This window comes from Variovorax sp. 05L425 (assembly GCF_056397705.1).
In genome coordinates this window covers 18762-43756 of the sequence record NZ_JBFTNY010000037.1, presented here as the reverse complement: position 1 = coordinate 43756, position 24995 = coordinate 18762, and the positions used below count along the sequence as shown (strand labels likewise).

The window sequence follows — 24995 nt, the reverse complement described above, 5'->3', positions numbered from 1 at the left end:
CCGGTCGTGAACACATGCAGGTTGATGCCCGCTGCCAATTGCAGCGTGCCGCAGATGAAATCGCTGGCCGGCGTCGCCGCGTAGATCAGGCCCTTCTGGCGCACCTTCTCGCCCGGCGAGATCACGCCCGAGATCGGCGCGCTGCCCGACTTCACGATCGAGCCCATCGCCTTCTCGACGATGTTGGACAGGCCGCCCTTCTTGTTGCCCGGCGTGGTGTTGGCGCTGCGGTCCACGCGGCCCTTGTCCAGGTAGGCGTCGTACCAGGCCATCTCGCGGATCATGGCGTCGGCCACTTCGGGCGTGGTGGCGCGCGAGGTGAGCTGGTCGATGCCGTCGCGCACCTCGGTGACTTCCGAGAACATCACGGTGGCGCCTGCGCGCACGAGTAGGTCRGTGCAGAAGCCGACGGCCGGATTGGCGGTGACGCCGGAGAAGGCATCGCTGCCGCCGCACTGCACGCCGACCACCAGTTCGCTGGCCGGCACGGTCTCGCGGCGACGGGCGTTCAGGCGCTCGAGATGCTCTTCGGCCTGCCGCATGATCGAATCGATCATCGACATGAACCCGACGTGCGCATCGTCCTGCAGGCAGACCACATCCAGCTTGCTGTCTGCACTGTCGCCGACATCGGCCACGTTGCGTTCGTCGATCAGCGGGATGGTGCCCGGCGGCATCAGCCGCTCGGGCTGCAGCTTCTCGCAACCCAGGCTCACGACCATCACCTCGCCGCCGAAGTTCGGGTTGAGGCTGATGTTGCGCAGCGTGCGGATCGGAATGATGGCATCGGGCGCGTCGATGGCGACGCCGCAGCCGTAGGTGTGCTCCAGCGCCACGACGTCGTCGACATTCGGAAACTTCGGCAGCAGTTCGGCCTTGATGCGTTGCACCGCGAACTCGGTGACGCCCGCCACGCACTGCACGGTCTGCGTGATCGCGAGAATGTTGCGCGAGCCGACCGAACCGTCCGGATTGCGAAAGCCTTCGAAGGTGTAGCCCTCCAGCGGCGGCATCTCAGGGGGCTTGATGGTGGCGATCGGCAAGCCTTCGAGTTCGCGCGCCGCGGGCATCTTGAGCAGTCGCTCGTGCACCCAACTGCCGGCGGCGATGTCCTTCAGCGCATACCCGATGGTGACGTTATAGCGACGGACTTCGCCGCCTTCGGGGATGTCCACCAGCGCGACCTTGTGCGCCTGAGGGACCTTCTCGCGCAGTGTCAGTCCGGAAGGGAAAACGGTGCCGGCGGGCAAGCCGCCGTCATTGGCCACGATCGCGACGTTGTCGCGATCGTGCATGGTGATGTAGAGCGGTGGACGATCGGTCGTGGATGACATGTAGGTTCTCGATCAACTGTCGAGCATGATGCTCTCGACCCAGTTGGGTCCGCGGCCGGCGGGATATTCGGCGAGGGCTTGCAGCGAGCCGGCCTGCGTGTCGATCTCGTACAGGCGCAGTTGGTGCGAACGCTGGCCGGCTGCGATCAGAAAGCGGCCGTCGGGCGTGATGTTGAAGCCGCGCGGCTGCGATTCGGTCGGCACGTGGCCGATGAGCGTGAGCGCACCGCTCGCGGCGTCGACCTTGAAGGCGGCGATCGTGTCGGAGCGTCGTTCGCTGCTGTAGAGAAAGCGGCCGTCGGGCGTGAGGTGCAGGTCGGACGCCCACGGGTCACCGCTGAAGCCGGGCGGCAATGAACTGATGGTCTGCAGCGTGCGCAGCGTGCCGGTGGCCGAATCGAACGCGAGAACGTCGATGGCTGCATCAAGCTCGTTGAGCAGGTAGACGAAGCGCGAGTCGCCGCTGAAGACGAAATGGCGGGGGCTGGCCGACGCATGCGGTTGCAGCGTCGGCGGTGTGTTGGGGGTCAGTTGACCGGTGGCTGCATCGAAGCGAAGCTGCACGACGACGCCGGCGCCCAGCGTGCTCGCGAAGACGAAGCGGTTCGACGGATCAGCCTGGATCGCATGCGCGTTCGGGCCGGTCGGCAGCACTTGCTGCGTCGCCTGCACGACGCCGTTCGCGTCGATGGCGTTGACGGCTATCTGGTTGCCGCCGTAAGAGGCGCTGAACAGATAGCGGCCTTCGCGATCGGTCGTGATGTACGCCATGCTGTGCGGCAGCGCCGCGGCGCCGAGCGACGTGAGCCGGCCACTCTTGGGATCGATCGCGAAGCTCAATGCCTCGCGAGGTTCCGATCGCCGCGCCGCATAGAGGCGGCGGCGATCGGGGCTCAATGCGAGCGGCATCACCTCCCCGCCGACCGGCACGTTCTGCACCGGAACGAGCGCCCGTTGGCGCGGGTCCAGGTGCAGCACGCTGATGTCGCCGCTCTCGGCGTTGGAAACGTAGACGCAGAACATCGTCAGAACACCGGGTGGCCGTTGATGATCGCCGGCAGCCAGGTCGAGAACGAAGGCACATACGTGACCAGCGTGATCGCGATGAAGATCGCCAGGTAGTAGGGCCACGCTGTCTTGGTGGCCTCCCCGATGGAGATCTTCCCGATGGCGCAACCGATGAACTGCACGGTGCCCACCGGCGGGTGCACGAGGCCCAGCGCGCAGTTGAGCAGCAGCATCATCCCGAACTGCACCGGGCCCACGCCCATCTGGATGGCCAGCGGCAAGAACAGCGGCGTGGTGATCAGGATGTGCGCGGCCATGTCCAGGAACACACCCAGGAAGATCTGGATGATGTTAATGTACAGCAGCATGATCCACGGCGTCGTGGTCGCAGCCAGCAGCGCGGCTTCGATCGTGTCGGGGATCTCCAGGTACGCCATCTGGTAGCGCAGCATGTTCGACACGCCGATCAGCAGCAGGATCACGCCCGTCGTCTTCGAGGCCTTGGCCAGCGACTTGAGCAGCTTCTGCCTCGTCATCGTGCGATAGACGATGACGGTCAGGATCAGCGAATAGGTCACTGCGATCGCCGCAGCCTCGGTGGCCGTGGTGATGCCCTCCATCACGCAGAACAGGATGATGAAGATCACCATCAGCCCCGGAATCGCCGCGATGAAGGTGCGCACCACGGTGCCCCAGCCCGGAAAGCGCTCGACCATCGTGCTGCCGTCTGCACGCTTCGGATAGCCGTACTTGGCGGCTTGCCAGTAGGCTGCGACCAGCATGCAGACCATGATCCAGAAGACCGGGATCAGGCCCGCGAACATCAGGTCGCCGATCGACACGCCCTTGATGACGTGCCCGGCGATCTCGCCCACCGCGGCTTGCGCTGCGAAGGCGTAGATGATCATGTTGTGCGACGTCGGCATCAGCGCGCCCGAGAGCGATGCGTGCGTGGTGACGTTGACCGCGTAGGCAGCGCTGTAGCCCTCTTTCTTCATGACCGGGATCAGCACGCCGCCCATGGCCGAGGTGTCGGCGACCGGCGAGCCCGAGACGCCGCCGAACAGCGTCGACGCCACCACGTTGGCCAGGCCGAGACCACCCTTCCAGTGGCCGACGAGACTGCGCGCGAAGGCGACGATCTTGTCCGCGATGCCGCCGTGCAGCATCAGCTCGCCCGAGAAGATGAAGAAGGGGATGGCCAGGAACGAGAACACGTTCATGCCCGAGACCATCATCTGGATCGCCGTCTCGAAGGGCAGGCCCTCGTAGGCAAAGGTCAGGAGGCAGCTCAACCCGATCGCGAAGGCGACGGGCATCCCGAGGACCAGGAAGACCAGGAAACCGAGAGACAGCAGCGTCAATGCCATGATGGGACGACCTCGTGGCCGGAAAATTGGGAAACGAGGTGCTCGAGGGAGAACAGCGTGATGAGCACGCCTGCGGCGAGAACCGGCAAGTAGCGAACCGCTTCGGACATGCCGAGCGTGGGAATGGTGGTGTCACGTGTGGACACAGCCATTTCCACGCCGCCGAAGAACAGGGCAACGGCGAAGGCGATGGTCAGGACGTAGACGACGACCTTGCACCAGAACTGCCCCTTGGGGGGCAGGGCCTTCACCAGCGAATCCAGGCCGATGTGCCCGGCGTCCCGCACTCCTGCGGAAGCGCCGAACATGGCGACCGAGACCACCAGCAGCAGTGCCACTTGTTCTACATAAGCGGGTGCGTCATTGAAGGCGTAGCGAAGCACCACGCCGTAGACGACCACGCTCAGCAGGCCCACCAGGCAGATGCACGCGAAGTACATCGCCCAGCGCGACAGCCTCGCGTTCAGTTGGGTTAGCAAGGTCATCGCGGAAACGTCACTTGGTGTCGACGATTTCCTGTACCAGCGCCTTCAGCTCGGGCGTGGTGGCGAACTTGTCCCAGACAGGCTTCTCGACCGCGACAAACCCCTTGCGGTCGATCTCGGATGCCGGGACGATCTTTGCGCCGCCCTTGATGACTGCTGCCTTGGCGTCCTTCTCACGCGGTTCCCAGAGCTTCACGTAGTAGGGGATGGATTCCTTGGCGGCCTTGCGGATCTGGGCTTGCTCTTCCTTCGGCAGGGTGTCCCAGATCTTCTTGGAGAACACCAGCACTTCGGGCGTCATCACGTGCATGGTTTCGGAGTACACGGGAGCGGCCTCGAAGTGCTTGGCCTCTTCGTACGACGGGTAGTTGTTCTCGGCGGCATCCACCAGGCCGGTCTTGAGGCCGGTGTAGACCTCGGCGATCGGCATCGGCGTCGGCGATGCGCCGGTTGCGCTCACCAGGCTCACCATCAGGTCGGAAGGTTGCACGCGAATCTTCACGCCCTTCATGTCGGCCACGTTCTTGATCGGCTTCTTGGCATACACGGAGCGCGCCCCGCTTTCGTAGAAGGCGAGGCCGACGAATCCGGCTTTGTCGAAGGCGGCGAGGATCTTGTCGCCGGTCGGGCCGTACATCACCTTGCGGAAATGGTCGATGTCGCGGAACAGGAAGGGCAGCGACGGAATGACCGACTCGGGCACGATGCCGTGGAACGAGGCGCTGCTGACGCGCACCATGTCGAGCGCGCCGATCTTGACCTGTTCAACCGTGTCCTTCTCGGAGCCCAGCGAGCTGTCGGCAAAGATCTTGATCTTGTCCTTGCCGTCGGTTGCTGCCGACAGCTGGTCGCTCATGTACTTGACCGCCATGTTGGTCGGGAAATCCTTCGCGTGGACTTCCGCGGAACGGAAATCGCGTGCCTGCGCGTGCACGGCGGCGAGCGAAAGAACGGCGGTGGCGATGACGCTGAGAAGCTTGCGGTTTGGAGTCTTCATGTCTCTTCCTCTGTTTGTGATCAAGGGCTGGAAAAAATGCGAACTTGCGGGTTTCTGGCTTACTGACTTACTTACTCGAAATCAAAAGGGTCCCTGGGCGGTGAAGCCGCCGCCCTGGTAGATGGCGTTCGGATCGGTGGGCGCGACCGGAGGCTGCGCCTCGACCTTGTCGCGGAACACCTCGGAGCTGTCCTTCGGCACGAAGCCGAGCCTTGCGGCTGCAGCGCTGTTGTCCCACCACACGTCACGGTTGGCCGACACGCCGTAGACGACGAGGTGCCCCACGTCAGGCGTGAAGAGCGACTTCTCGATCAGGTTGGTGAGGTCACCGTAGCTGAGCCAGGTGCTCATCATTCGGCGATTGGCGGGTTCCGGGAACGAGGAGCCGATGCGGATGCTCACGGTCTCGATGGCCCAGCGGTCGAAGTAGAACTGCGCCACGTCCTCGCCGAAGGACTTCGACAGGCCGTAGTAGCCGTCGGGCCGGCGCAGTGCGTGCGTGTCGAGGTGCTCGGTCTGCTTGTAGAAGCCGATCACGTGGTTGGAACTGGCGAAAACGACGCGCTTCACGCCGTGCTTGCGCGCTGCCTCGTAGATGTGGAAGACACCCTTGATGTTGGCTTCGAGGATCTCCTCGAAAGGCCGCTCGACCGAGACGCCGCCCAGGTGAACGATGGCGTCGCAGCCGGCGACGAGCGCATCGACGGCGGCCTTGTCTGCCAGGTTGCAGGGGACGGTTTCCTCGAAGGAACCTTGCGCGGTTGCGAGCGTAGCGACGTCAGACAAGCGCAGTACGTCGGCGTAGGGGCGAAGCCGCTCGCGCAGCACTTTGCCCAGACCGCCGGCGGCGCCGGTCAGCAACAGGCGACCGAGTTTGGGTGAGGGCCTGGATTCAGGGCCGGAATTCGTTTGCATGGAAGCGTCCTCAGCGGATTTGCGTGAATTGAAATCGGGAACGATTGCGCGGTGAACGAGACCTGCACGGGTAGCGCCGGTTGTCGAATTGCGCAATGATCATGAGTTTGAGGAGATGTAACTTATATGTTGTCGTACAACGCAATCGGATTATGATCGTGCCATGCAACCGTTGACTCCGGGTAATCCCTTGGTTCAGGCTTCGCCTGTCACATCGGTCGGCAGTGCGGGCACTGTCTTGCCCGGTGACGCCTTCGTGGGGCGACCACGGCAGCGATCCCGCGGCTTGGCGCACACGCTGGTTGAAGACCTCACGGTGAAGATTCGCGACGGCGCGCTGCGTCCGGGCGACAAGCTTCCGACAGAGTCCGAAATCATGCAGGCCTTCGGCGTCAGTCGCACCGTGGTCCGAGAGGCGTTGTCGAAATTGCAGGCGGCCGGCTTGGTCGAGACCCATCACGGCGTCGGCACCTTCGTGCTGCAGCCCCGTGCGGGCGGGATGTTCCGCCTTGAGCCGGGCGACGTCGCGACTTCGGTGGACGTCCTGGCGGTGCTCGAATTCCGCATCAGTCTCGAGACGGAATCTGCCGGCCTGGCAGCGACACGTCGCACGGATGAGCAACTGCTCGCGATGCGCGAGGCGCTCGACGAATTTCAAACCAACATGGCGCAGGCGGGCAACACCGTCCCGGCTGACTTCCGCTTTCATCTGCAGATCGCGCAGGCGACGGGCAACCCGTACTTCGCGGACATCATGGCGCACCTGGGGACCGCGATCATCCCGCGAACCCGCATCAACGCCATCCGCAAGCATGAGCAGGGCGGGGAATACCTGAGCCGCGTCAATCGGGAGCACGAGGAGATCTACGCGGCGATTGCCCGCCAGGACCCCGACTCTGCACGCGCGGCCATGCGCATCCACCTGACCAATAGCCGAGAGCGCCTGCGCATCGCCCAGGAGGCCGCGAAGAGCGGTGCAGAAGGCGCGCAAGCGGAGAGCCCGGCCCCCCTCTGAATTCCGACACGGCAAGACAAGTTCTTGCCAAGTTGTATGACAACCTGATGCGCAAATGGCCGACCGGCGAATACCGGTCGGCCATTGTCATGGGGCGTTCGCGCTCAGGGTGCCCAGTGGGTTCCGAACGGATTCGATGCGCCGATGGCCGGGAAATCGACAAAGGCCTGGCTGCAGTCGAGCACCTGATCCGGCTTGACCTTTTCCGTGGCTTCACCGTTGAGCACGATCCGGTTGGCGGTCGACGCGAAGATCGGCAGGTTGACGCCGTCCAGCGTCAGGTTGGCGTCCGATGCGGTCACCGCGATCTGCGACGGCGTGTCCGCAACCACATCCTTCATCGTCATGACCAGCGGGTAGGCGGGCAGGTAGCCTGTCGGATAGGCGGTGGTCGGCGTGAAGTAGCCGCCGGTGTTCGCGGCAAAGCCTTGCAGCTTGACATTCCCTTCGCCGAGGATGCGCACATTGCTCAACTCGATGTCGTGGAAGTTCGGCACCTTCGGGCCGCCGGCCGGAAGCGCCTTGGTGCTGTAGTAGGGCGTGAACAGCAGGGCATTCTGCGCATTCTGGATACAGATGTTCTTGTACGAGATGTTGCTCACCTCGCCGCCGCGTGCGTAGTCGGACTTGATGCGCAGCCCTTCTTCCGAATTCACGAACGAGTTGTCGTAGACCTGGACGTTGGTCACGCCCGCGTTGGTCTCGCTGCCGATCGAGATGCCGTGGCCCCAGTAGATGTGGTTGTGCGCGATGACGATGCCGTAGGCGCGATCACTGCGCTTGCCGCGGTTGCCGTCGATGCCGAAGCCCACCGCGTTGGGGTTGTTGCTGCCCTTGAGGGCGATGTCGTCATCCCCGGTGCTGACGTAGTTGTAGGCAAAGACGAAGTTCTTCAGGTAACCGTCGAAGGACATCTTGCTGGCCGATGCGGTCGTGCTTCCCGTCGTCAGGGCGTTCGACTTGGCGCTCGATGCCGAGCCCGGATCGAAGGCATCGGTGTTCTTGACGTTGTCTGCGTTGAAGGTCTGGCCCGTGTACAGCGGATTGCCGTTGCCCGCTGGGTTGGCGAAGGCCGCCAGCGTCGGCGTCTGCACCTTGACGCCCCAGATCGTCAGGCCGTCCACGCCGCTCGGCACCACGTGGAAGTTGGCGCTGTTGTTCAGGCTGACCTTGTAGAGCGTCAGGTTCTTCGCGTAGTTGAACACCATCATCCGGAAGTTCGACTGCGAACCGAAACCCGTGGTGCCGTTCTGCACCATGTTGCCAAGGTAGGCCAGGTCCCACCAGGTCATGTTGCGGGTCGACGACTTCGAATCGACAACGGTCCCGCCGTTGTCGCAGGGGGTGCCGTCGGCCGCCTTGGTGCCGGCAGCGAAGTTGACGTAGGTGTTGGAGCAGCTCAGGTCGACCTTCATCATCGGATAGAGCGGGTTGGATGTCACGATCTCCGCATAGGCGCGGCTGTCGATGCTGCCTTCGCCGACGACGGCCGAGTTGACCGTGTAGTCGCCGCCGATCAGCGGGAGGCAGTTGCCCGAACTGCCCGCCTTCGTTGCGCTGACCGCGGTGTTCGCGCAATAGGTGGTAGGCAAGCCGGTCGTTGCGTTCTTGGGCATGTAGGCCATGACGTCGCGCGTCGCGTACAAGGTGGCGCCCTTGTCGATCCACAGCGTCACGCCCGAGGGCAGCGTCAGCGGTCCCGAGATGAAGCCATTGCCGGGGCCGCTCTTGTTGGCGACCAGGCGGACGGCGAACTGGGGTGCCTTGTACTGGGGCTTGGCGAGTTCTTCACCCGATGCGCCAGAGATATTGATGTTCGGCAGCGCGGCGGTCTTCTGGTCGGCGGTTGCCGTGGCGTCGGCCGCCAGGATGGAAGCGCCGACAGCTGTATTGACTGCGGCGCCACAGGCATCGAGGGCGGCCTGGATGCGTGCCTGGTCAGGATTGGCCGTGGCGACGTTGACGGCAACAGCCACGCCCGGGGTGGACGGGTCGGCCTCCGGCGGCAGGGCGCCGTCCGGACGACGGACGAGCGTGTTGCTCGCTTCCAGCGTGGCGCAGACCTGCGCGTCGGTCGGCAGGGTCGGTTCGGCGGGCAGGTCGGCGTCGAAGGTCGTGGTGCCGACCTGGAAGACCTTGGGCTTGGTCGGATTCGCCGTTTGCGACGAGTCGACGGATTGAGCGGCCGTGGGCGTGGTCGCGGGGCTGCTCGCGGACGGCAAGAATGCACCGCCGCTGCTGCCGCCTCCGCCGCAGGCCGCAAGCACGGCCGCCGCTGCGAGCGGCAGCATCCAACGTGTGATCGGCTGCAGGGCGGCCGTCTTTGATTTTTGCAATGTCATGGGGCTACCTTTTGAAGAAGGCCGGCCTGAGCGCGTTCGGCGGTCCGCGTCGAATCGACGCGGCGCTTCCCGGCACTGACCAGCGGGGACGGAACGCTTTGTCTCAACGCGGGTCGGTGACGGTCGTGTTGTAGGCCTTGCCTGCAATCAACGTGTTCGTGAGCGTGATGTCGTGCACGTTGTAGGCGTAGATCGGACCCGGCACGGTGGCACTCGCAGGACCCGCCGCCATGGGGCTGCCGAAATCGCAGTCGACGATGCTCACCCCCTGGATGGCAGGCACGGCAGGTGCCGGAGCGGGGCCGTTGTAGTCGAAGGCCACCGGGCCCTGTGCCACGATGGCCTGGAAGCATGAACCGGTGCTGCCGGCCAGCGTCACGTTCTTCGCGACGACGTTGGAGATGTTGATGTTCTGCAGCAATGCCGGACGCGTGCGGATGGCATCCTTCGACGGCTGGTAGTCGCAGTCGAAAGTGATGATCCCGCCCTGCGAGGCCGAGGGGTTGCTGTTCGCCGGTGTGCTCACCCCGATGGGGACATTGCCGTTGATGGGGCTTCCCGGCAGCAGGCTGCTGCCGTAACCCGCGCCAGTGAGACTGACGCCGTTGGGGAGCGTCACGCCGTCCACATAGAAGTCCTTGACGAAGCCGCCCCGGTTCATGTTGGTCTTGATCCGGATCGCGATGTTGAGCGAGTTCGTGGCCCAGAACTCATTGAGCATGGCGAGATTGCGGCAATAGATCTTCTCGACGCCGCCGCCCATTTCGCTGCCCAGCGTGATGCCGCCGTGGCCGCTGTTCATGGTGCAGTTCTGGATGACGTGGTTCTTCGCGGAGCCGTATTCGTTGTCGAGGTTCTTGCCCGACTTGATCGCGATGCAGTCGTCGCCGGTGTTGAACACGACGTCCTCGCACAGCACGTTGTCGCAGGCATCGGGATCGAAGCCGTCGTTGTTGGGGCCGATGCTGTTGACGGTGACCTTGCGGATCACCACGTTCGTGCAGTCGGTGGGCTTGTGCTGCCAGAAAGGCGTGTTCTGCGTCTGGTAGCCCTCCATCAGCACGTTGGTGCAGCCCAGGAATTCGACCATGCACGGCCGCAGGTAGTGGCCCTTGCCGAAGATCCGCTGCTCGATCGGCACACCGGCTTCCGACAGCGCCGGAAGGTAGTTCTGGTCTTGCTGCCATGGTGTGACCGGATTGGTCAGCAGGGTGTAGAGCGCATCGGAAATGCCCGGCGCCGCGGTGCGGAGGTCGACGTTGAGGGTGTTGTTGCTGGCCTGCGATGGGGTCGTGGTGGCATTGACAAAGCCATAGGCGCCGCTGGTGCCCTTGAAAGTCCACCAGCAGGTGCTGGTGTTGCCTGTGCCTGTGAAGGGCGTCATGGCCTGCCCGTTGAAGACGGACGTGTCGCCTTCGCCGGTGACGGCGATGTTCTTCTCGTTTCGCGCGTAGATGGGTGCGCCGAAGTTCAGGCAATCGTTTGCCTGCCAGCGGCCGTAGAACAGCTTTCCGTTGGTACCGCAATCGATCGGACCGTCCTTGGCATAGTCGGCCGGATCGGGGCTGAAGTAGATCGTGCAGTTCTGGCTCAGGTGGAAGTTGACATTGCTCTTCAGCACGATCGGGCCGGCGCAATACCACGTCCCCGATGGAACGACGACGCGGCCACCGCCGGCGGCGTTGCACGCCGCAATGGCGGCCAGGAAGGCCGGTCGCGAATCGAAAGAACTCGGCGCGTGCGTCGTGTCGGCGCCGACGCTGGGCAGCGACTTGGTCGGGTCGGTGTAGGGGCTGGGCGCCGGCACCGTGCTGCACGGCTGCGCGCCGTAGTCGGTGACCGGGAAGTCGCGGCTGGCGAACATCGATTGGTTGACGCCCTTGAGCGAGTCGATGATCTGCGTGCCGAGGCCGGCTGGCCCCCAGATCGGATCGGCTGGCGGCTCGACCGGCGCCGGATTCGTCGGCGGGGTGGTGGTGCCCGTCGGAGTTGATCCCGATGCGGGCGGGAAGAATCCCGTGCCGTTGCCACCGCCGCCGCAGGCGCTCAGCAACGTGGCGCCGGCCGACGCGCTGGCCATTGCGATGAACGCCCGTCGTCCGGGCGATCGCATGCCTTGTGGCGTGGACGGCGGCGCGATCGATTCCGTCAATTCAGTGCGAAGCTTTTTCATGGATCTCCTGTCGTTTCGTGGTGATGCGAGGTGGTGGGGAAGTGCAGCCGCAAGCCGTTCGCTTGAGCGGAAGAAGGAAGCTGACGGGGAAACGGAGGCGGCCGGCTATCGGCGGCGGGGGCCGAGAGGTGGCGATCTGAGCGGCGCGTGCCGGCTGGCGAGAAGGAATCGGCCCATTGATGTCTCCGTCTGTAGTTATTAGTTATCGGTTGTCCTACAAGTGGAGCCGATTATTTGCACAAGTCAGAAGGCTGTCAACGGGATCGACGACGAGCGGCCTGAGGGCAAACCCGGGTGTGTTTCGGGGGAAGAAGGGAGTATTTGGCGTCCCTTGTGACTTGTCCGACGATTCGGAGGGCTGGACACGGCCTTCAACAAGTTATACGATAACCGATGACGACCGGAATGACGGCTTCGCCATCGCGTCGCTCGCATCCATTCCCACCGGAGACATAAGACATGGCCCTGAATCGACGTGATCTCATGATCGGCGCCCTCGGCGGCGGCCTGATGGCCGCCGGCGGCGCGCAGGCCGCTGATACCTGGCCCTCAAAGCCCATCCGCATCGTCGTTCCCTACCCGCCGGGGGGGTCGTCGGACATCATTGCCCGCTCCGTCAGCCAGCCCCTGTCCGTGGCGCTGAAGCAGTCGGTCATCGTCGAGAACAGGGCAGGCGCCAACGGCAACCTGGGCGCCGACCTGGTCGCGAAAGCGCCCGGCGACGGCTACACGCTGCTGCTGTGCGATGTGGGGGCGCTGGCGATCAGTCCCTCGGTCTACACGAAGCTGTCCTTCGACCCGTCGAAGGACCTGCGCGGCGTGACCATGCTCGCCTATTCGCCGCACCTGCTCGTGGTGCATCCCTCGGTGCCGGCCAACAACCTCAAGGAACTGGTCGCGTTGTCGAAGAAGACGGAACTGAATTTCGCCGTGACCGCCACCGGCAGTGCGCCGCACCTCGCCGGCGTAGCGCTCGAACGCGCAAGCGGCGCGCGCTGGCAGTACGTGCCCTACAAGGGCGGCGTACAGGCCGTGCAGGACACGGTCGGCGGCCAGACCCAGGTGCTGATGAACGGCATGCTCGCGACGCTGCCTCAGGTGCAGAGCGGCAAGCTCAAGGTGCTGGGCGTCTCCAAGGCGACGCGCATGCCGCTGATCGGCGAAGTACCGACCATCGCCGAGCAGGGCGTGCCCGGCTTCGAATCCGGCACCTGGCAGGGCGTGCTCGCCCCGCGCGGCACGCCGGATGCGCTGGTACAGCGTCTCAACAAGGAACTGATCACGATCATCCGTTCCGCCGACATCCGCTCACGCCTGGCCGCACAAGGCGCGGAAGTCGTGACCATGACCCCTGCCGAGCAGGAGCAGTTCTTCGAAAAAGAGCGCTCGCGCTGGGCCAAGGTCGTTTCTGCAGCCCAGATCAAGCTCGACTGATCGGGCCTTCTTTTTTCCTCCCACCTCACTCACATGAACCCCCAAGAACTCAAATCCATCATGGGCTCCGGCCTGCTGTCGTTTCCGCTGACCGACTTCGACGCGAACGGCGATTTCGACAAGAAGGGCTACATCGAGCGCCTCGAATGGCTGGCGCCCTACGGTGCCAGCGCGCTCTTCGCCGCGGGCGGCACGGGCGAGTTCTTCTCGCTGACGGGCGACGAGTTCCCCGAAATCATCAAGGCGGCCGTCGAGACCTGCCGCGGCAAGGTGCCGATCATCGCGGGCGCGGGCGGTCCGACCCGCTTCGCCATCCAGTGCGCGCAGGCGGCCGAGAAGGCCGGTGCGCACGGCGTGCTGCTGCTGCCGCACTACCTCACCGAGGCGGGCCAGGAAGGCCTGGCCGCACACGTCGAAGCCGTGTGCAAGAGCGTGAAGTTCGGCGTGATCGTCTACAACCGCGGCGCCAGCAAGCTCTTTCCCGACACGCTCGAAAAGCTGGCCGAACGTTGCCCGAACCTGGTCGGCTTCAAGGACGGCATCGGCAACATCGAACTCATGAGTTCGATCCATCTGCGCATGGGCGACCGCTTTGCGTATCTGGGTGGTCTACCGACCGCGGAGGTCTACGCCGCGGCCTACAAGGCACTGGGCACGCCGGTGTATTCCTCGGCCGTCTTCAATTTCATTCCGAAGACCGCGATGGCGTTCTACGAGGCGGTTGCAAAGGACGACATGGCGACGCAACATCGCTTGCTCAAGGACTTTTTCATGCCCTACCTCGAGATTCGCAACAAGGGCCAGGGCTACGCCGTGAGCATCGTGAAGGCCGGCGCGAAGATCGTCGGACATGACGCCGGCCCGGTGCGCACGCCGCTGACCGATCTGAAGTCCGACGAATACGAAGCGCTCGCCGCGTTGATCGCAAAGCTCGGCCCGCAGTAAACATAACCATCAAGGTGCCTGCCATGCAGAATTTCGACAACCTCATCAACGGCGAATGGCTGGCCGGCGCCAGCTATAGCGCGAACACCAACCCGAGCAACCTGGCCGACGTGCTGGGCCAGTACACGCAGGGCGACGCGACCCACGTGGACGCTGCGGTCGCGGCTGCCACTGCAGCTTTCCCCGCCTGGTCCACCGGCGGCATCCAGGCGCGCTCCGAAGCGCTCGACAAGATCGGCAACGAGATCCTTGCGCGCAAGGAAGAACTCGGCACCCTGCTCGCCCGCGAAGAAGGCAAGACCAAGGCCGAAGGCATCGGCGAAGCCACCCGTGCCGGCCAGATCTTCAAGTTCTTCGCCGGCGAATGCCTCCGCCTGTCGGGCGAAGTGATTCCCTCGGTGCGCCCCGGCATCGGTGTCGAGATCACGCGCGAACCGGTGGGCGTTGTCGGGCTCATCACGCCTTGGAACTTCCCCATCGCGATTCCCGCATGGAAGATCGCCCCGGCGCTGGCCTTTGGCAACTGCGTGGTGCTCAAGCCCGCCGATCTGGTGCCCGGCTGCGCCTGGGCGCTGGCGGAGATCATCAGCCGCTCGGGGATCCCGGCGGGGGTGTTCAATCTGGTGATGGGTCGCGGCAGCGTGATCGGCGATGCGCTGGTCAACCACCCGGGCATCCATGCCATCAGCTTTACCGGTTCGGTCGGCGTCGGCCGTCACATTGCCGTGCAGTGCGCGACAAAGCACAAGAAGGTGCAGTTGGAGATGGGCGGAAAGAACCCGCAGGTCGTGCTGGACGACGCCGACCTGAACCAGGCGGTCGAGCTCAGTGTGCAGAGCGCGTTCTATTCCACTGGCCAACGTTGCACGGCGTCCAGCCGGCTGATCGTCACCGAGGGCATCTATCCCAAGTTCATCGAGGCGATGAAGGCCCGCATGGCGAAGATCAAGGTCGGCGATGCGCTGGCGCAGGGCACCGACATCGGCCCGGTCTCCAGCGAGAGCCAGCTGCGCCAGGACCTGGACTACATCGATATCGGCCAGTCCGAAGGCGCTACGCTCGCCGCGGGCGGTGATCGGCTCAAGCTCGACACCGAAGGCTTCTACATGTCGCCGGCGCTGTTCAGCGAATCTGTGGCGTCGATGCGCATCAACAAGGAAGAGATCTTCGGGCCGGTGGCGAGCGTCATCCGGGTGAAGAACTACGAGGAAGCGCTGGCGACGGCCAACGACACCGAGTTCGGCCTGTCGGCGGGCATCGCGACCACGAGCCTGAAGTACGCGACGCACTTCAAGCGCCACAGCCAGGCGGGGATGGTGATGGTGAACCTGCCGACCGCGGGGGTGGACTACCACGTGCCGTTCGGCGGTCGCAAGGGATCGAGCTACGGCCCGCGCGAGCAGGGCCGCTACGCGCAGGAGTTCTTCACCACGGTGAAGACTGCCTATACGTTGGCCTGACGGGGCGGACGGATTGCGGTCTTGGGGCGGAACGCCTTGCAGACTGCGTCGTTCGTTTCCAGATAGGGGCCGCCGATCAGGTCGACGCAATAGGGCACTGCCGCGAAGATGCCCGGCACTGCCTGCGATCCGTCGGCATTCTTCAGCCCTTCGAGCGTCTCGGCGATCGATTTGGGCTGGCCCGGCAGGTTGATGATCAGGCTCCGGTCGCGGATCACCGCGACCTGCCGGGAAAGAATGGCCGTCGGCACGAAGCGCAGGCTGATCTGACGCATCTGTTCGCCGAAGCCCGGCATTTCCTTGTGGGCCACGGCGAGCGTGGCTTCCGGCGTCACGTCGCGCAGGGCCGGCCCCGTTCCGCCGGTCGTGAGGACCAGCGAACATCCTGCGTCGACCAATTCGATCAGCGCCGCGCTGACGCCGGCTTTTTCGTCGGGAATCAGGCGCGACTCGAAGGTGATGGGGTTGCGCAGCGCGCCCTGCAGCCATTCCTTCAACGCGGGCAGGCCTTTGTCTTCGTAGACGCCGCTCGATGCGCGGTCGCTGATCGAGACGATGCCGATGCGGACCGGGTCGAAAACGGGGGAAGTGGTCACGAATCTTCCTCGCGCACCTGTTCGGCAGCCTCGGCGGCGTGGTCGGCGGTGCCGTGCACGCGCAACTGCTCGCGAACGATCTGGAAGACATCCCGGTAGGCCTTGGCTTGGCGAGGCGCTTCGCCGGGCGGGCCGGCCTTGATGTCCTTGCGCGCCTGGCGCACGAGGGCACGAAGCTGCTGGGCGTCGGTGCCGGGATGGGTTTCGATCCAGCCGCCCAGGGCGTCGTCGTCGGCGATCAGGCGGTCGCGCCAGCGCTCGGCTTCGTGCAGGGCGGCGGTTTCTGCGGCGGGGGCGCGGTTTTGTTCGTCCAGCGCGGCGCGAATCGCGTCGATCGCCGAGGCATCCAGGCCGCGCATCAGCTTGCCGATGAACTGCATCTGGCGACGCTTGCCCTCGAAATTGGTGATTCGCTTGGCATCTTCGACCGCGTCCTTGAGCTTGTCGCTCAAATCAAGCTTGTCGAAGAGACCGGCGCGCAGCGTCAGCAGGTCTTCACCCAGTGCCTGGAGTTCGGCGCTTTCGCGTTTGAGATCGGTCTTGCTCGCCGCGTCGGTGCCTTTGAGCTCGCGCTTGAGCTCGAGGTCGAGTTCGCTGCCTTCGGCGACGAACTGGCCGCGGACGAAGTAGCCTTTTTTGGGTTTGCGGGACATAGATGCAATCGTTGGCCGCACCATGGAGAACGGAGGGCGCAAGTATCATAGCCAACACATGACCACACCATCTTCGCGCGCCGATTCCGGCTTCGCCTATAGCCGCTCCTTCTTCGAAAACCTGGTCGACTCGGCCTTGGCGCATGCCAGGAAGCTCGGGGCGACGGATGCCGGCGCCGAGGCCTCCGAGGGCTGCGGCCTGAGCGTCTCGGTGCGCAAGGGGGAACTCGAAAACGTCGAGCGCAACCGCGACAAGTCGCTGGGCGTCACCGTCTATGTCGGACACCGGCGCGGAAACGCCAGCACTTCCGATTTCTCCGACACGGCCGTGGCGCAGACCGTCCAGGCGGCCTACGACATCGCCCGCTTCACGGCCGAAGACCCCGTCAGCGGGCTGCCTGACGAGGCCGACATCGCCAAGGAACACCCCGACCTCGATCTGTTCCATCCCTGGGACATCACCAGCGAGCGGGCTGCCACGCTTGCGCTGGAGTGCGAAGCCGCCGCCCTGACGACGGACAAGCGCATCACCAACAGCGAAGGGGCGGGCGTCTCGGCGCAGCAGAGCCATTTCTTCAGCGCCCACACGAGGGGATTTCGCGGCGGCTACGCCAGTTCGCGCCATTCGATTTCGGTAGCACCGATCGCCGGCAAGGGCGACGACATGCAGCGTGACGCCTGGTACAGCTCCATGCGTTCCGCCGACGAACTCGCGAGCCCGCAGGCCGTCGGGCGCTATGCCGCCGAACGCGCACTGAGCCGCCTGAAGTCGCGCAAGATCAAAACGACCCAGTGCCCGGTGCTGTTCGAGTCCCCGCTGGCAGCCGGTCTGCTCGGTGGGCTGGTGCAGGCGACCAGCGGCGGTGCGTTGTACCGCAAGAGCACCTTCCTGCTCGATTCGCTGGGCAAGCCCGTGCTGCCCTCGCACATCGATGTTGTCGAGGATCCCCACGTCCTGCGCGGCAAGGGCAGTTCGCCCTTCGACGATGAAGGCGTGATCACGCGCCAGCGCAAGCTGGTCGATGCCGGGCGGTTGGAGGGGTATTTCCTGAGCACCTATTCGGCCCGCAAGCTGGGCATGAAGACCACCGGAAATGCCGGCGGGTCGCACAACCTCACGCTGACGTCCCGACTCACGCAGAAGGAGGACGATCTCGAATCGATGCTCGCCAGACTCGGCACGGGGCTGTTCGTGATCGAACTGATGGGGCAGGGCGTGAACTACGTGACCGGCGACTACTCGCGCGGCGCGAGCGGGTTCTGGGTCGAAAAGGGCAAGATCGCCTTCCCGGTGCAGGAAATCACCATCGCCGGCAACCTCAAGGAAATGTTGATGGGCATCGAGGCCGTCGGTGCCGACGCCTACAACTACGGCGCCAAGACGACCGGTTCGCTGCTCATCAACCGGATGAAGGTGGCGGGGAGCTGAGCTTGGCGCTTGGTGATGCCTGCCCAGCGGGACGGGCGACCCTGTCCGAAGGCGGCGCGAATGGCGGTATCCGCATCGAGGGCGTCACGCTGATGCGTGGCCATCAGCGGGTCTTCGAAGGTCTGACGCTGAACCTCCAGGAATCAAGAATTGGCTTGATCGGCGACAACGGCGCCGGGAAGAGTAGCCTCTTTCGCCTGATCAGCGGGCTCGACCAGCCAAAGCAGGGCCGCGTTGTCGTCCCCGGCCGCGAATCGCCGGGGCACGTCGGGCTGATGTTCCAGAACCCCGACGACCAGATCATCTTTCCGACCGTGGCCGAGGAACTGACCTTCAGCCTCACGGCGCTTGGAGAAACGCGCCAGGCGGCGCGGCAGCGGGTGCTCGACTTCCTTGCCGGGCGTGGGTTGTCGGCCTGGGCCGGGCGCGCCGTCGGCGAACTGAGCCAGGGCCAGCGGCAGCAGGTGTGTCTGCTGGCTCTGCAGATCAGTGAACCGGCCACGCTGCTCCTCGACGAACCCTTCTCGAGCCTCGATCTGCCGAGTCAGGCGCGGCTCGCCGCGCAGCTCGAAGCGTCTCCGCAGCAGATCATCGTATCGACCCATCTGCTCGAGCACGTGCATGGTTTCGAGCGTGTGCTGTGGCTGGATGAGGGTCGTGTGCGCGCCGACGGTCCGGGGCGCGAGGTCTGCGAAGCGTACGCGGCCTACGTGCGCGAGCGCGCCGAGGCGGATCGGGGCAGCCATGCGTAGCCTCTATTCGGCGCAGAGCACCTGGATGCATGCGGTCCCGGCATGGGTCAAGCTCGCGGTGCTGTCGGTCTGCGGCACGATGCTGGTGCTGGTCGAGCGGCCTGTGTACCTGTTCGCCGCCTGCGCGGTGGTGCTGTTGGTCTTCGCCTCGCTCGGGACCCCCGCGTGGCGCCGGGTGCGCATGCTGGGCGGCGTGGCCATTGCCGGGGTGCTGATCGTCATCTTTCACTGGGCGCTTGGCACAACCGTGCAAGGTGTAGTGAGCGCCTTGCGGCTCGCGAGCGCGGCCACGCTCGCGCTGATGCTCACGCTGACTACGCGCTTCGAGGACTTGCTGGCGGTGATGGAGGCCGTCATGCGCCCTTTGAAGCGTTTCGGCGTACCGACCGAGCGTGTCGCGCTCGGCTTGGGCCTGATGCTGCGCTTCGCCGAGAACTTCTACGTTCAATGGCAGCGGCTCGACGATGCCCACCGCGCCCGCACCGGCCGCGGCGGCGGTCTGCGACTGCTGGCGCCGCTGACCATCCGCACCCTCCAGACCGCAGATCGCGTGGCCGATGCCTTGGCGGCGCGACTCGGCAGGTGAGCCATCGAACTCTCTCGAAATCCACTTCCATCAAACTTTATGACCGCAACAACTCCTGCCACCTCATCTTCTCGCTCCCTCGCCTACGTCGCGCTGTTCGCAGCGCTGATGGCGGTGCTTGGCCTGATTCCGAAAATTGACCTGCCGTTTGGCGTGCCCATCACGCTGCAGTCGCTCGGTGTGATGCTGGCGGGCTGCCTGCTCGGGCCGCGCCGGGGGTTTCTCGCGATCGCGCTGTTCCTGCTCGCGGTGGCGCTGGGCCTGCCTCTGTTGCCGGGCGGGCGTGGCGGCTTCTCAGTGTTCGTCGGCGCGACGTCGGGCTTCCTGTTCGGCTGGATGTTTGGCGCTTTCATTTGCGGCCTGCTGATGCGACTGCTGGTGCCTCGCCTGCGCAGCACCACGGGTACCGGCGTGCTTGCAGTCACCTTCTTTTCTTCGGTGATCGGTGGGATCGCTGTGGTCTATGCCTTCGGTATCGTGGGACTTTCATGGGTCGCGCACATGTCGCTGTCGCAGGCGGCGTTGGCCATGCTGATCTTCATTCCTGGCGACCTGGTCAAGTGCGGCATCTGCGCCATGGTCGTGCAGACCGTGATGCGCGGCATGCCGAGTTGGAGGCTCGGGCGTGATTGACGCGAATGCGCTAGCGGACTGCGCGCCGTTTGAATACGGTGGTTGAAACGTAGTCCTTGCGCGGGCCGCGTACCGTGTGGCAGATGACGAAGGTCCCGTCGGCCAGAAAGCGGTAGTCGCTGTCGTAGACGTCGGGCGCGCACAGGTGCGTGGCCGAGCCGGCGAGCGCATCGCGATCGCGGATGAGCTCGATACGGTGGAAGAGCCTGGGCGGCTCTTCGGCGAAGAACACCAGGAAGCCGTGTGGGGCGCGCTCGAAGCGATATTCGCGGTGCGCGTCGAACCCCTTGCCGTCCGAAAGCTGGACGCGGCCTTCTTCGCGGTATCCCAGCGTGTTGGGGTCGTGACGCCTGAACTCGGCGATGCCCGTCATCGTTGCCTGGCTTTCGATGGTTCGCCTCAGATCCCAGGCACCTTCCAGCCCATCGAAGAGGGCGTCCACACCGCCCCAACGGGTCCGCAGGTCCTTGGTCACACTACGCAAGGGCGAGGCGCTGCCGGACTTTGGTGATCGTCCGGACGTAGGGCTCTGCGAACGAATCGAGCGGCGCGTCGTGCGACAACCAGCTGAAGCTGAAGATGAGCCCGTCTTCTTCCGGGCTCCCCGAGGCAACGTGGTCGAAGGTCTCAGGCAACACCCCTTGCGAGCGCAGCAGGAATAGGTGCCACAGCTGGGGATGCCGGTGCCTGTTGCCTTCGATGCCGGCTTCGCAAAAGCGGTCGATGGTCCCGAGCGAAAGTAAATCGCCGGTGTAGTTAATGCCGGACTCTTCCAGCAATTCGCGGCGCACGGCGTCTTCCGGCGCTTCGCCGGGCTCGATGGTGCCCTTGGGCAACTGCATGCCCCGGTCCTCGGGATGGTGGAAGACCAGGAGCCGGCCCCGATCGTCCACCAGGCAGGCGCAGGCCTTGAGGACGGGACGCACTGTCACGCTCAGGCGCCCGAGAGCGCGGCCTTCACGGCAGCGCTGACCTGGCCCATGTCGGCCTTGCCTGCAAGGCGCGTCTTGACCACGCCCATGACCTTGCCCATGTCGCCCGGGCCCTTGGCGCCGAGTTCGGCAACGATGGCTTTCACTTCAACGGCCACTTCGTCGGCGCTCATGCGCAGTGGCAGGTAGACCTCCAGCACCTTGATCTCGGCGGCTTCCTTGTCGGCGAGATCGGTGCGGCCGCCCTGCGTGAACGCGGCGACCGAGTCCTTGCGCTGCTTCACCAGCTTGTCGACGATCGCGACCACGGCGGCATCGTCGAGCTCCACGCGCTCGTCGACTTCCTTCTGCTTCATGGCTGCAAGCAGCAGGCGGATGGTGCCCAGGCGCTCTGAGTCCTTGGCGCGCATCGCGGTCTTCATGTCTTCGGTGATCTGGTCCTTGAGACTCATGGCTGGCTTTCGTTGGCGGTCAAAAAACAAAAAGCCGCGGCAGGTATTCCTGGCGCGGCTCGGAAGCGGCTGAACCGGACGCTGGCATGGGCCAGCGCTGCGGGTGATCAGTACAGCTTCTTGGGGAGCTGCATGCTGCGCACGCGCTTGTAGTGGCGCTTGACGGCGGCTGCCTTCTTGCGCTTGCGCTCGGCGGTCGGCTTTTCGTAGAACTCGCGGGCACGCAGGTCGGTCAGCAGGCCGAGCTTTTCGATGGTGCGCTTGAAGCGGCGCAGCGCGACGTCGAACGGCTCGTTTTCTTTTACGCGGATGGTGGTCATTTAAAAAATTGGGTCTGTTGAATTTGGCCTGGGGAAGATCGGGCCCCTGGCCGGGGTTCCTCAACTGAAAATGGAGTAGGCCGTTGAGGGGAGGCCAAAGTTAGCCGAGCATTATAGCGTCAGCTTTGTGATCCAGCGCCAGTGCCTGCGCGCAGGCATGCGCACTGGCCCAGGCCCACTGAAAGTTGTATCCGCCCAGCCAGCCGGTGACATCGACCACTTCGCCGATGAAATACAACCCAGGCTGCTTCGATTCCATGGTTTGCGACGAGAGATCGCGCGTGTCGACACCACCCGCCGTGACTTCGGCCTTTTTGTAACCTTCCGTTCCGCTTGGTGTGATTTGCCAGCGGGCGATCCGGTCGGCCAGCGCCGCCAGTGCGCGATCGGCGGCTTCATTGATGGGGCGTTGCAGGGCCGGGTCCTGGTCGACCCACGCGTCCGCAAGGCGCGAGGGCACCAGCGTGGAAAGTTCATTGCCGATTCGCTTGCGCGACCGTTGCTTGGCTTCAGTAAGGGCGCCGGCGACATCGATGCCCGGCGCGAAATCGATCGTGAGTGGTGCGCCGGCGCGCCAGTAGGTCGAAATCTGCAGCACGGCCGGACCGGACAGTCCGCGATGCGTGAAGAGCAGGTCTTCGACGAAGCTCATGCGTTCCTTCTTGCTGCCGGTTTCGATCCGCACGGGCAAGGCCAGGCCGGCCAGTCCGGCATAGGGCTCCCAACCCTCGCCACCGAAAGTGAGCGGAACCAGCGCGGGCCGTGGCGTGACCACGCGCAGGCCGAACTGCGTAGCGATCCGGTATCCGAAGTCGCTGGCGCCGATCTGGGGGATGGAAAGCCCGCCGGTAGCGATCACGAGTCGTGGCGCGCGCACCGCGCCGCGACGGGTCTCGATCTGGTAGCCGCTATCGTCGGTGTGAGCGATGGCGCCGGCGCCGCACGGTTGCCAATGCGCGACGCCTCCGGCGCTGCACTCGGCCAGCAGCATGTCGATGATCTGCTGCGACGGGCCGTCACAGAAGAGCTGACCCTTGTGCTTTTCGTGAAAGGCAATGCCGTGCCCCTGGACGAGATCGATGAACTGCTGCGGCCCATAGCGGGAAAGGGCGGAGCGGCAGAAGTTGGGGTTGTCGCCGATGAAGTGCCGCTGTGGCGCACGCACGTCCAGATCGCGATTGGTGAAGTTGGCGCGTCCGCCGCCTGAAATCCGAATCTTCTCGGCGATGCGCTCGTTGTGGTCGAGGAGCAGCACCTTCAGGCCGCGCTGGCCCGCCAGGGCGGCGCAGAACAGGCCGGCCGCGCCCGCACCGATGACGATGGCGTCGAACGAACTCAACGCCCGCCGCCTGCGATCTGAATGGATTCGATCGCCATCAAGTGCCGAAGCGGGTCACCGAAGTCCCGACCGCAGCCAGGCCCTGCAACACATCGCCCACGACGATCACGGACGGGCTCGCGAGGCCGGCGTTGGCGAGGTCCGAGCGCAGGCAGGCCAGCGTGGTCGTGATGTGCCTTTGCTGCGGCAGGCTCGCGTGCTGGATCACCGCCACCGGCGTTTCGGCGGGGAGGCCGTGAAGCAACTCGTTCTGGATGTGCGCAACGCCCGTGACGCCCATGTAGATCACGAGCGTGAGGCGCGCATCGCGCGCCGTGGTGGCGAGCTGGCGCCAGTCGGTCGGGTGCTCACCGGCTGAATGCCCCGTCTTCGCGTGGCCGGTGACGAACACCACGCCCTGTGCGTGGTCGCGGTGCGTGAGCGGCACGCCGAGCGCGGTGACAGCGGCCAGTCCGGCCGTGATGCCGTTGACGACGCGCGCCTCGATGCCGGCTTCTCGCAGGTGCTCGACCTCTTCGCCGCCGCGTCCGAAGATGAAGGGGTCGCCACCCTTGAGGCGTACGACGGTCTCGCCTTCGTGAACGGCAGTGATCATGAGCCGCTCGATGAACGCTTGCGGCGTGCTCCGGCAACCGCCGCGCTTGCCGACATGCACGATGCGTGCGCCAGGTCGCGCATAGGCCAGGATCTCTTCGTTGACAAGGTCGTCGACCAGCAGCACTGTCGCTGCCTGGATGGCCTTGACCGCCTTGATGGTGAGCAGTTCAGGATCACCGGGGCCTGCGCCGACCAGGGTGCAACTGCCGTGATGGGAAGGGGTGCTCATGGGGTCTCCGTCTCTGGCGTCTTTTGCGCCGCCTGTGCCAGCTGTGCCAATTGCACGATCTGCGCCACCTGTTGCGCGATGGCGTCCGGCACCGGCGCTTCGCCGACCAGTACGCGGCGCGTGTAGGCCGTCGTGGTTGCGATGTCGATTTCGGTGGGCAGGCCAGGCACCTCGGTTTGCGTGCCGGGCTGCTGCGCCTGCAACGCGATGTGCCGGCCGTGCACGAATCCGTCGACCTGCGCGGTGCGGCGCGGGTCGGCTGCGCTCTCGCCCTCCAGGCCGCGTGAGAGCAGGGCGGTCATGCCCATCAGTTCGAAGGCCGCAGCCATGGATTGCGAGTATTCAGGGTGCGTGTAGCTGCCGACCACCACGCACTCGCCCACGCTCGGTTGCATCAGCTTGACCACGCTGTGGCCGGGATTGCGCAGGCCGACGACACGGCGCACGTCGAGGAGTCGCTTGAGGCCGGGCGACAGCAGTTCTGTGGGCGCGAAGACGACCTCGCCATTGCCGATGGGCCGGATGGCCCGCAGCGCGGGCACATCCAGCGCTGCGAGCACGTTGGAAGCCAGGACGCGCGTCGATTCCGTGGCCGCGCCATGCACCACGACTGGCAGGCCTTCGCGCGCCAACAGCAAGGCGAGCAGCGGCGTGAGCACCGGTAGCCGACGCGCGCCGTTGTAGCTGGGCAGCACCACCAGCGGCCGGTCGGTCGCCGGAAAGCGATCGAGGCGGGCATGCGTCGCGTCGAGGAAGCCCGCCATTTCTTCCGGCGTCTCGCCCTTGATGCGCATCGCGAGGCAGAAGGCGCCCACCTCCAGATCGGTCACCGTGCCGTCGAGCACCTGGCCGAAGAGGTCGCGGGCTTGCTCACGGTCGAGCGGCTTCGCACCGCGCGCGCCGCGACCGATTTCCTTGATGTATTGGCTGATTCCCATAGGTGGCCGGATTGTCCCGCATGACTTATGCCGCAATGGGGGTGCGCTTATGCCCCGTTGC

The 24995-nt window shown here is 64.9% G+C and carries 25 protein-coding genes; 8 read left to right on the top strand and 17 right to left on the bottom strand.

The features are described from left to right. The 6 genes from garD to AC1DN9_RS27925 all read right to left on the bottom strand — a co-directional run. Positions 1–1334, bottom strand: a 1334-nt coding sequence (gene garD / locus AC1DN9_RS27950; RefSeq protein WP_478105375.1) for a galactarate dehydratase, incomplete at its 3' end; no start/stop codon positions are given. A 12-nt stretch (positions 1335–1346) separates the two neighbouring features. After that, on the bottom strand, positions 1347–2357 hold the full coding sequence (locus tag AC1DN9_RS27945) for a lactonase family protein (RefSeq protein ID WP_478105373.1): 1011 nt from the start codon (positions 2355–2357) through the stop codon (positions 1347–1349). Between the two features lie 2 nt (positions 2358–2359). Continuing rightward, positions 2360–3712 (bottom strand): TRAP transporter large permease, encoded by a 1353-nt coding sequence (locus AC1DN9_RS27940; protein ID WP_478105371.1) that lies wholly within the window; start codon positions 3710–3712, stop codon positions 2360–2362. Beyond that, positions 3703–4197, bottom strand: coding sequence for a TRAP transporter small permease (locus AC1DN9_RS27935; RefSeq protein WP_478105369.1), 495 nt, complete (start codon positions 4195–4197; stop codon positions 3703–3705). Before AC1DN9_RS27935 ends, AC1DN9_RS27940 begins: the two co-directional genes overlap by 10 nt. A gap of 10 nt (positions 4198–4207) precedes the next feature. After that, entirely contained in the window at positions 4208–5194 is a 987-nt protein-coding gene (locus AC1DN9_RS27930; protein ID WP_478105367.1) for a TRAP transporter substrate-binding protein, read from the bottom strand. A gap of 81 nt (positions 5195–5275) precedes the next feature. Next, positions 5276–6109 carry an NAD-dependent epimerase/dehydratase family protein gene (locus AC1DN9_RS27925; protein ID WP_478105365.1) on the bottom strand — a complete coding sequence of 278 codons (834 nt, stop codon included), beginning with the start codon at positions 6107–6109 and terminating at the stop codon, positions 5276–5278. Between the two features lie 163 nt (positions 6110–6272). Here AC1DN9_RS27925 and AC1DN9_RS27920 point away from each other — a divergent pair, with 163 nt between their 5' ends. Beyond that, a complete protein-coding gene (locus AC1DN9_RS27920) occupies positions 6273–7124 on the top strand; it encodes a FadR/GntR family transcriptional regulator (protein ID WP_478105363.1) in 852 nt (283 codons plus the stop codon). 104 nt (positions 7125–7228) lie between these two features. Here the strand turns inward: AC1DN9_RS27920 and AC1DN9_RS27915 are convergent, their stop codons facing one another. Together AC1DN9_RS27915 and AC1DN9_RS27910 are read right to left on the bottom strand one after the other, a co-directional pair. Then, entirely contained in the window at positions 7229–9466 is a 2238-nt protein-coding gene (locus tag AC1DN9_RS27915) for a glycoside hydrolase family 28 protein (RefSeq protein WP_478105361.1), read from the bottom strand. Between the two features lie 103 nt (positions 9467–9569). Continuing rightward, on the bottom strand, positions 9570–11639 hold the full coding sequence (locus AC1DN9_RS27910) for a glycoside hydrolase family 28 protein (protein WP_478105359.1): 2070 nt from the start codon (positions 11637–11639) through the stop codon (positions 9570–9572). A gap of 459 nt (positions 11640–12098) precedes the next feature. Here AC1DN9_RS27910 and AC1DN9_RS27905 point away from each other — a divergent pair, with 459 nt between their 5' ends. The 3 genes from AC1DN9_RS27905 to AC1DN9_RS27895 are packed head-to-tail and all read left to right on the top strand — an operon-like array spanning position 12099 to position 15478. Continuing rightward, entirely contained in the window at positions 12099–13073 is a 975-nt protein-coding gene (locus tag AC1DN9_RS27905; protein WP_478105357.1) for a Bug family tripartite tricarboxylate transporter substrate binding protein, read from the top strand. A 33-nt stretch (positions 13074–13106) separates the two neighbouring features. Continuing rightward, positions 13107–14018, top strand: coding sequence for a 5-dehydro-4-deoxyglucarate dehydratase (gene kdgD, locus AC1DN9_RS27900; protein WP_478105355.1), 912 nt, complete (start codon positions 13107–13109; stop codon positions 14016–14018). A 23-nt stretch (positions 14019–14041) separates the two neighbouring features. Next, positions 14042–15478: an aldehyde dehydrogenase family protein gene (locus tag AC1DN9_RS27895; RefSeq protein WP_478105353.1), complete on the top strand. Its 1437-nt coding sequence runs from the start codon at positions 14042–14044 to the stop codon at positions 15476–15478. On the opposite strand, the gene mog is transcribed toward AC1DN9_RS27895, so the two are convergent. Together mog and yjgA are read right to left on the bottom strand one after the other, a co-directional pair. Further along, entirely contained in the window at positions 15463–16074 is a 612-nt protein-coding gene (mog, locus tag AC1DN9_RS27890) for a molybdopterin adenylyltransferase (protein WP_478105351.1), read from the bottom strand. The genes AC1DN9_RS27895 and mog overlap by 16 nt on opposite strands. Further along, on the bottom strand, positions 16071–16727 hold the full coding sequence (gene yjgA / locus AC1DN9_RS27885) for a ribosome biogenesis factor YjgA (RefSeq protein ID WP_478105349.1): 657 nt from the start codon (positions 16725–16727) through the stop codon (positions 16071–16073). The genes mog and yjgA overlap by 4 nt, the downstream gene beginning before the upstream one ends. Before the next feature lie 58 nt (positions 16728–16785). Between yjgA and pmbA the strand changes: the two genes are divergently transcribed. The 4 genes from pmbA (at position 16786) to AC1DN9_RS27865 (ending at position 20127) form a co-directional block, all read left to right on the top strand. Next, entirely contained in the window at positions 16786–18156 is a 1371-nt protein-coding gene (pmbA, locus tag AC1DN9_RS27880) for a metalloprotease PmbA (RefSeq protein WP_478105347.1), read from the top strand. A 92-nt stretch (positions 18157–18248) separates the two neighbouring features. Then, positions 18249–18908, top strand: coding sequence for an energy-coupling factor ABC transporter ATP-binding protein (locus AC1DN9_RS27875; RefSeq protein WP_478105379.1), 660 nt, complete (start codon positions 18249–18251; stop codon positions 18906–18908). Next, the gene (locus AC1DN9_RS27870) at positions 18901–19494 is read left to right on the top strand and encodes an energy-coupling factor transporter transmembrane component T family protein (RefSeq protein ID WP_478105345.1); all 594 of its coding nucleotides are present in this window, start codon (positions 18901–18903) and stop codon (positions 19492–19494) included. The genes AC1DN9_RS27875 and AC1DN9_RS27870 overlap by 8 nt, the downstream gene beginning before the upstream one ends. A gap of 39 nt (positions 19495–19533) precedes the next feature. Beyond that, entirely contained in the window at positions 19534–20127 is a 594-nt protein-coding gene (locus AC1DN9_RS27865; protein ID WP_478105343.1) for a biotin transporter BioY, read from the top strand. A 10-nt stretch (positions 20128–20137) separates the two neighbouring features. On the opposite strand, the gene AC1DN9_RS27860 is transcribed toward AC1DN9_RS27865, so the two are convergent. The 7 genes from AC1DN9_RS27860 to ybiB all read right to left on the bottom strand — a co-directional run bounded on the left by AC1DN9_RS27860 (position 20138) and on the right by ybiB (position 24934). Further along, on the bottom strand, positions 20138–20602 hold the full coding sequence (locus AC1DN9_RS27860; RefSeq protein ID WP_478105377.1) for a DUF6314 family protein: 465 nt from the start codon (positions 20600–20602) through the stop codon (positions 20138–20140). Between the two features lies 1 nt (position 20603). Next, positions 20604–21059, bottom strand: a complete 456-nt coding sequence (locus AC1DN9_RS27855) for an NUDIX domain-containing protein (RefSeq protein WP_478105341.1) — start codon at positions 21057–21059, stop codon at positions 20604–20606. A gap of 2 nt (positions 21060–21061) precedes the next feature. Then, positions 21062–21511 carry a GatB/YqeY domain-containing protein gene (locus AC1DN9_RS27850; RefSeq protein WP_478105339.1) on the bottom strand — a complete coding sequence of 150 codons (450 nt, stop codon included), beginning with the start codon at positions 21509–21511 and terminating at the stop codon, positions 21062–21064. 107 nt (positions 21512–21618) lie between these two features. Further along, positions 21619–21831 carry a 30S ribosomal protein S21 gene (gene rpsU, locus AC1DN9_RS27845; protein WP_007833691.1) on the bottom strand — a complete coding sequence of 71 codons (213 nt, stop codon included), beginning with the start codon at positions 21829–21831 and terminating at the stop codon, positions 21619–21621. 100 nt (positions 21832–21931) lie between these two features. After that, positions 21932–23170 (bottom strand): BaiN/RdsA family NAD(P)/FAD-dependent oxidoreductase, encoded by a 1239-nt coding sequence (locus AC1DN9_RS27840; RefSeq protein WP_478105337.1) that lies wholly within the window; start codon positions 23168–23170, stop codon positions 21932–21934. Positions 23171–23207: 37 nt separating this feature from the next. Beyond that, a complete protein-coding gene (gene cobA / locus AC1DN9_RS27835; RefSeq protein ID WP_478105335.1) occupies positions 23208–23996 on the bottom strand; it encodes a uroporphyrinogen-III C-methyltransferase in 789 nt (262 codons plus the stop codon). Further along, positions 23993–24934 (bottom strand): DNA-binding protein YbiB, encoded by a 942-nt coding sequence (gene ybiB / locus AC1DN9_RS27830; protein ID WP_478105333.1) that lies wholly within the window; start codon positions 24932–24934, stop codon positions 23993–23995. The genes cobA and ybiB overlap by 4 nt, the downstream gene beginning before the upstream one ends. Positions 24935–24995 lie beyond the last annotated feature (61 nt).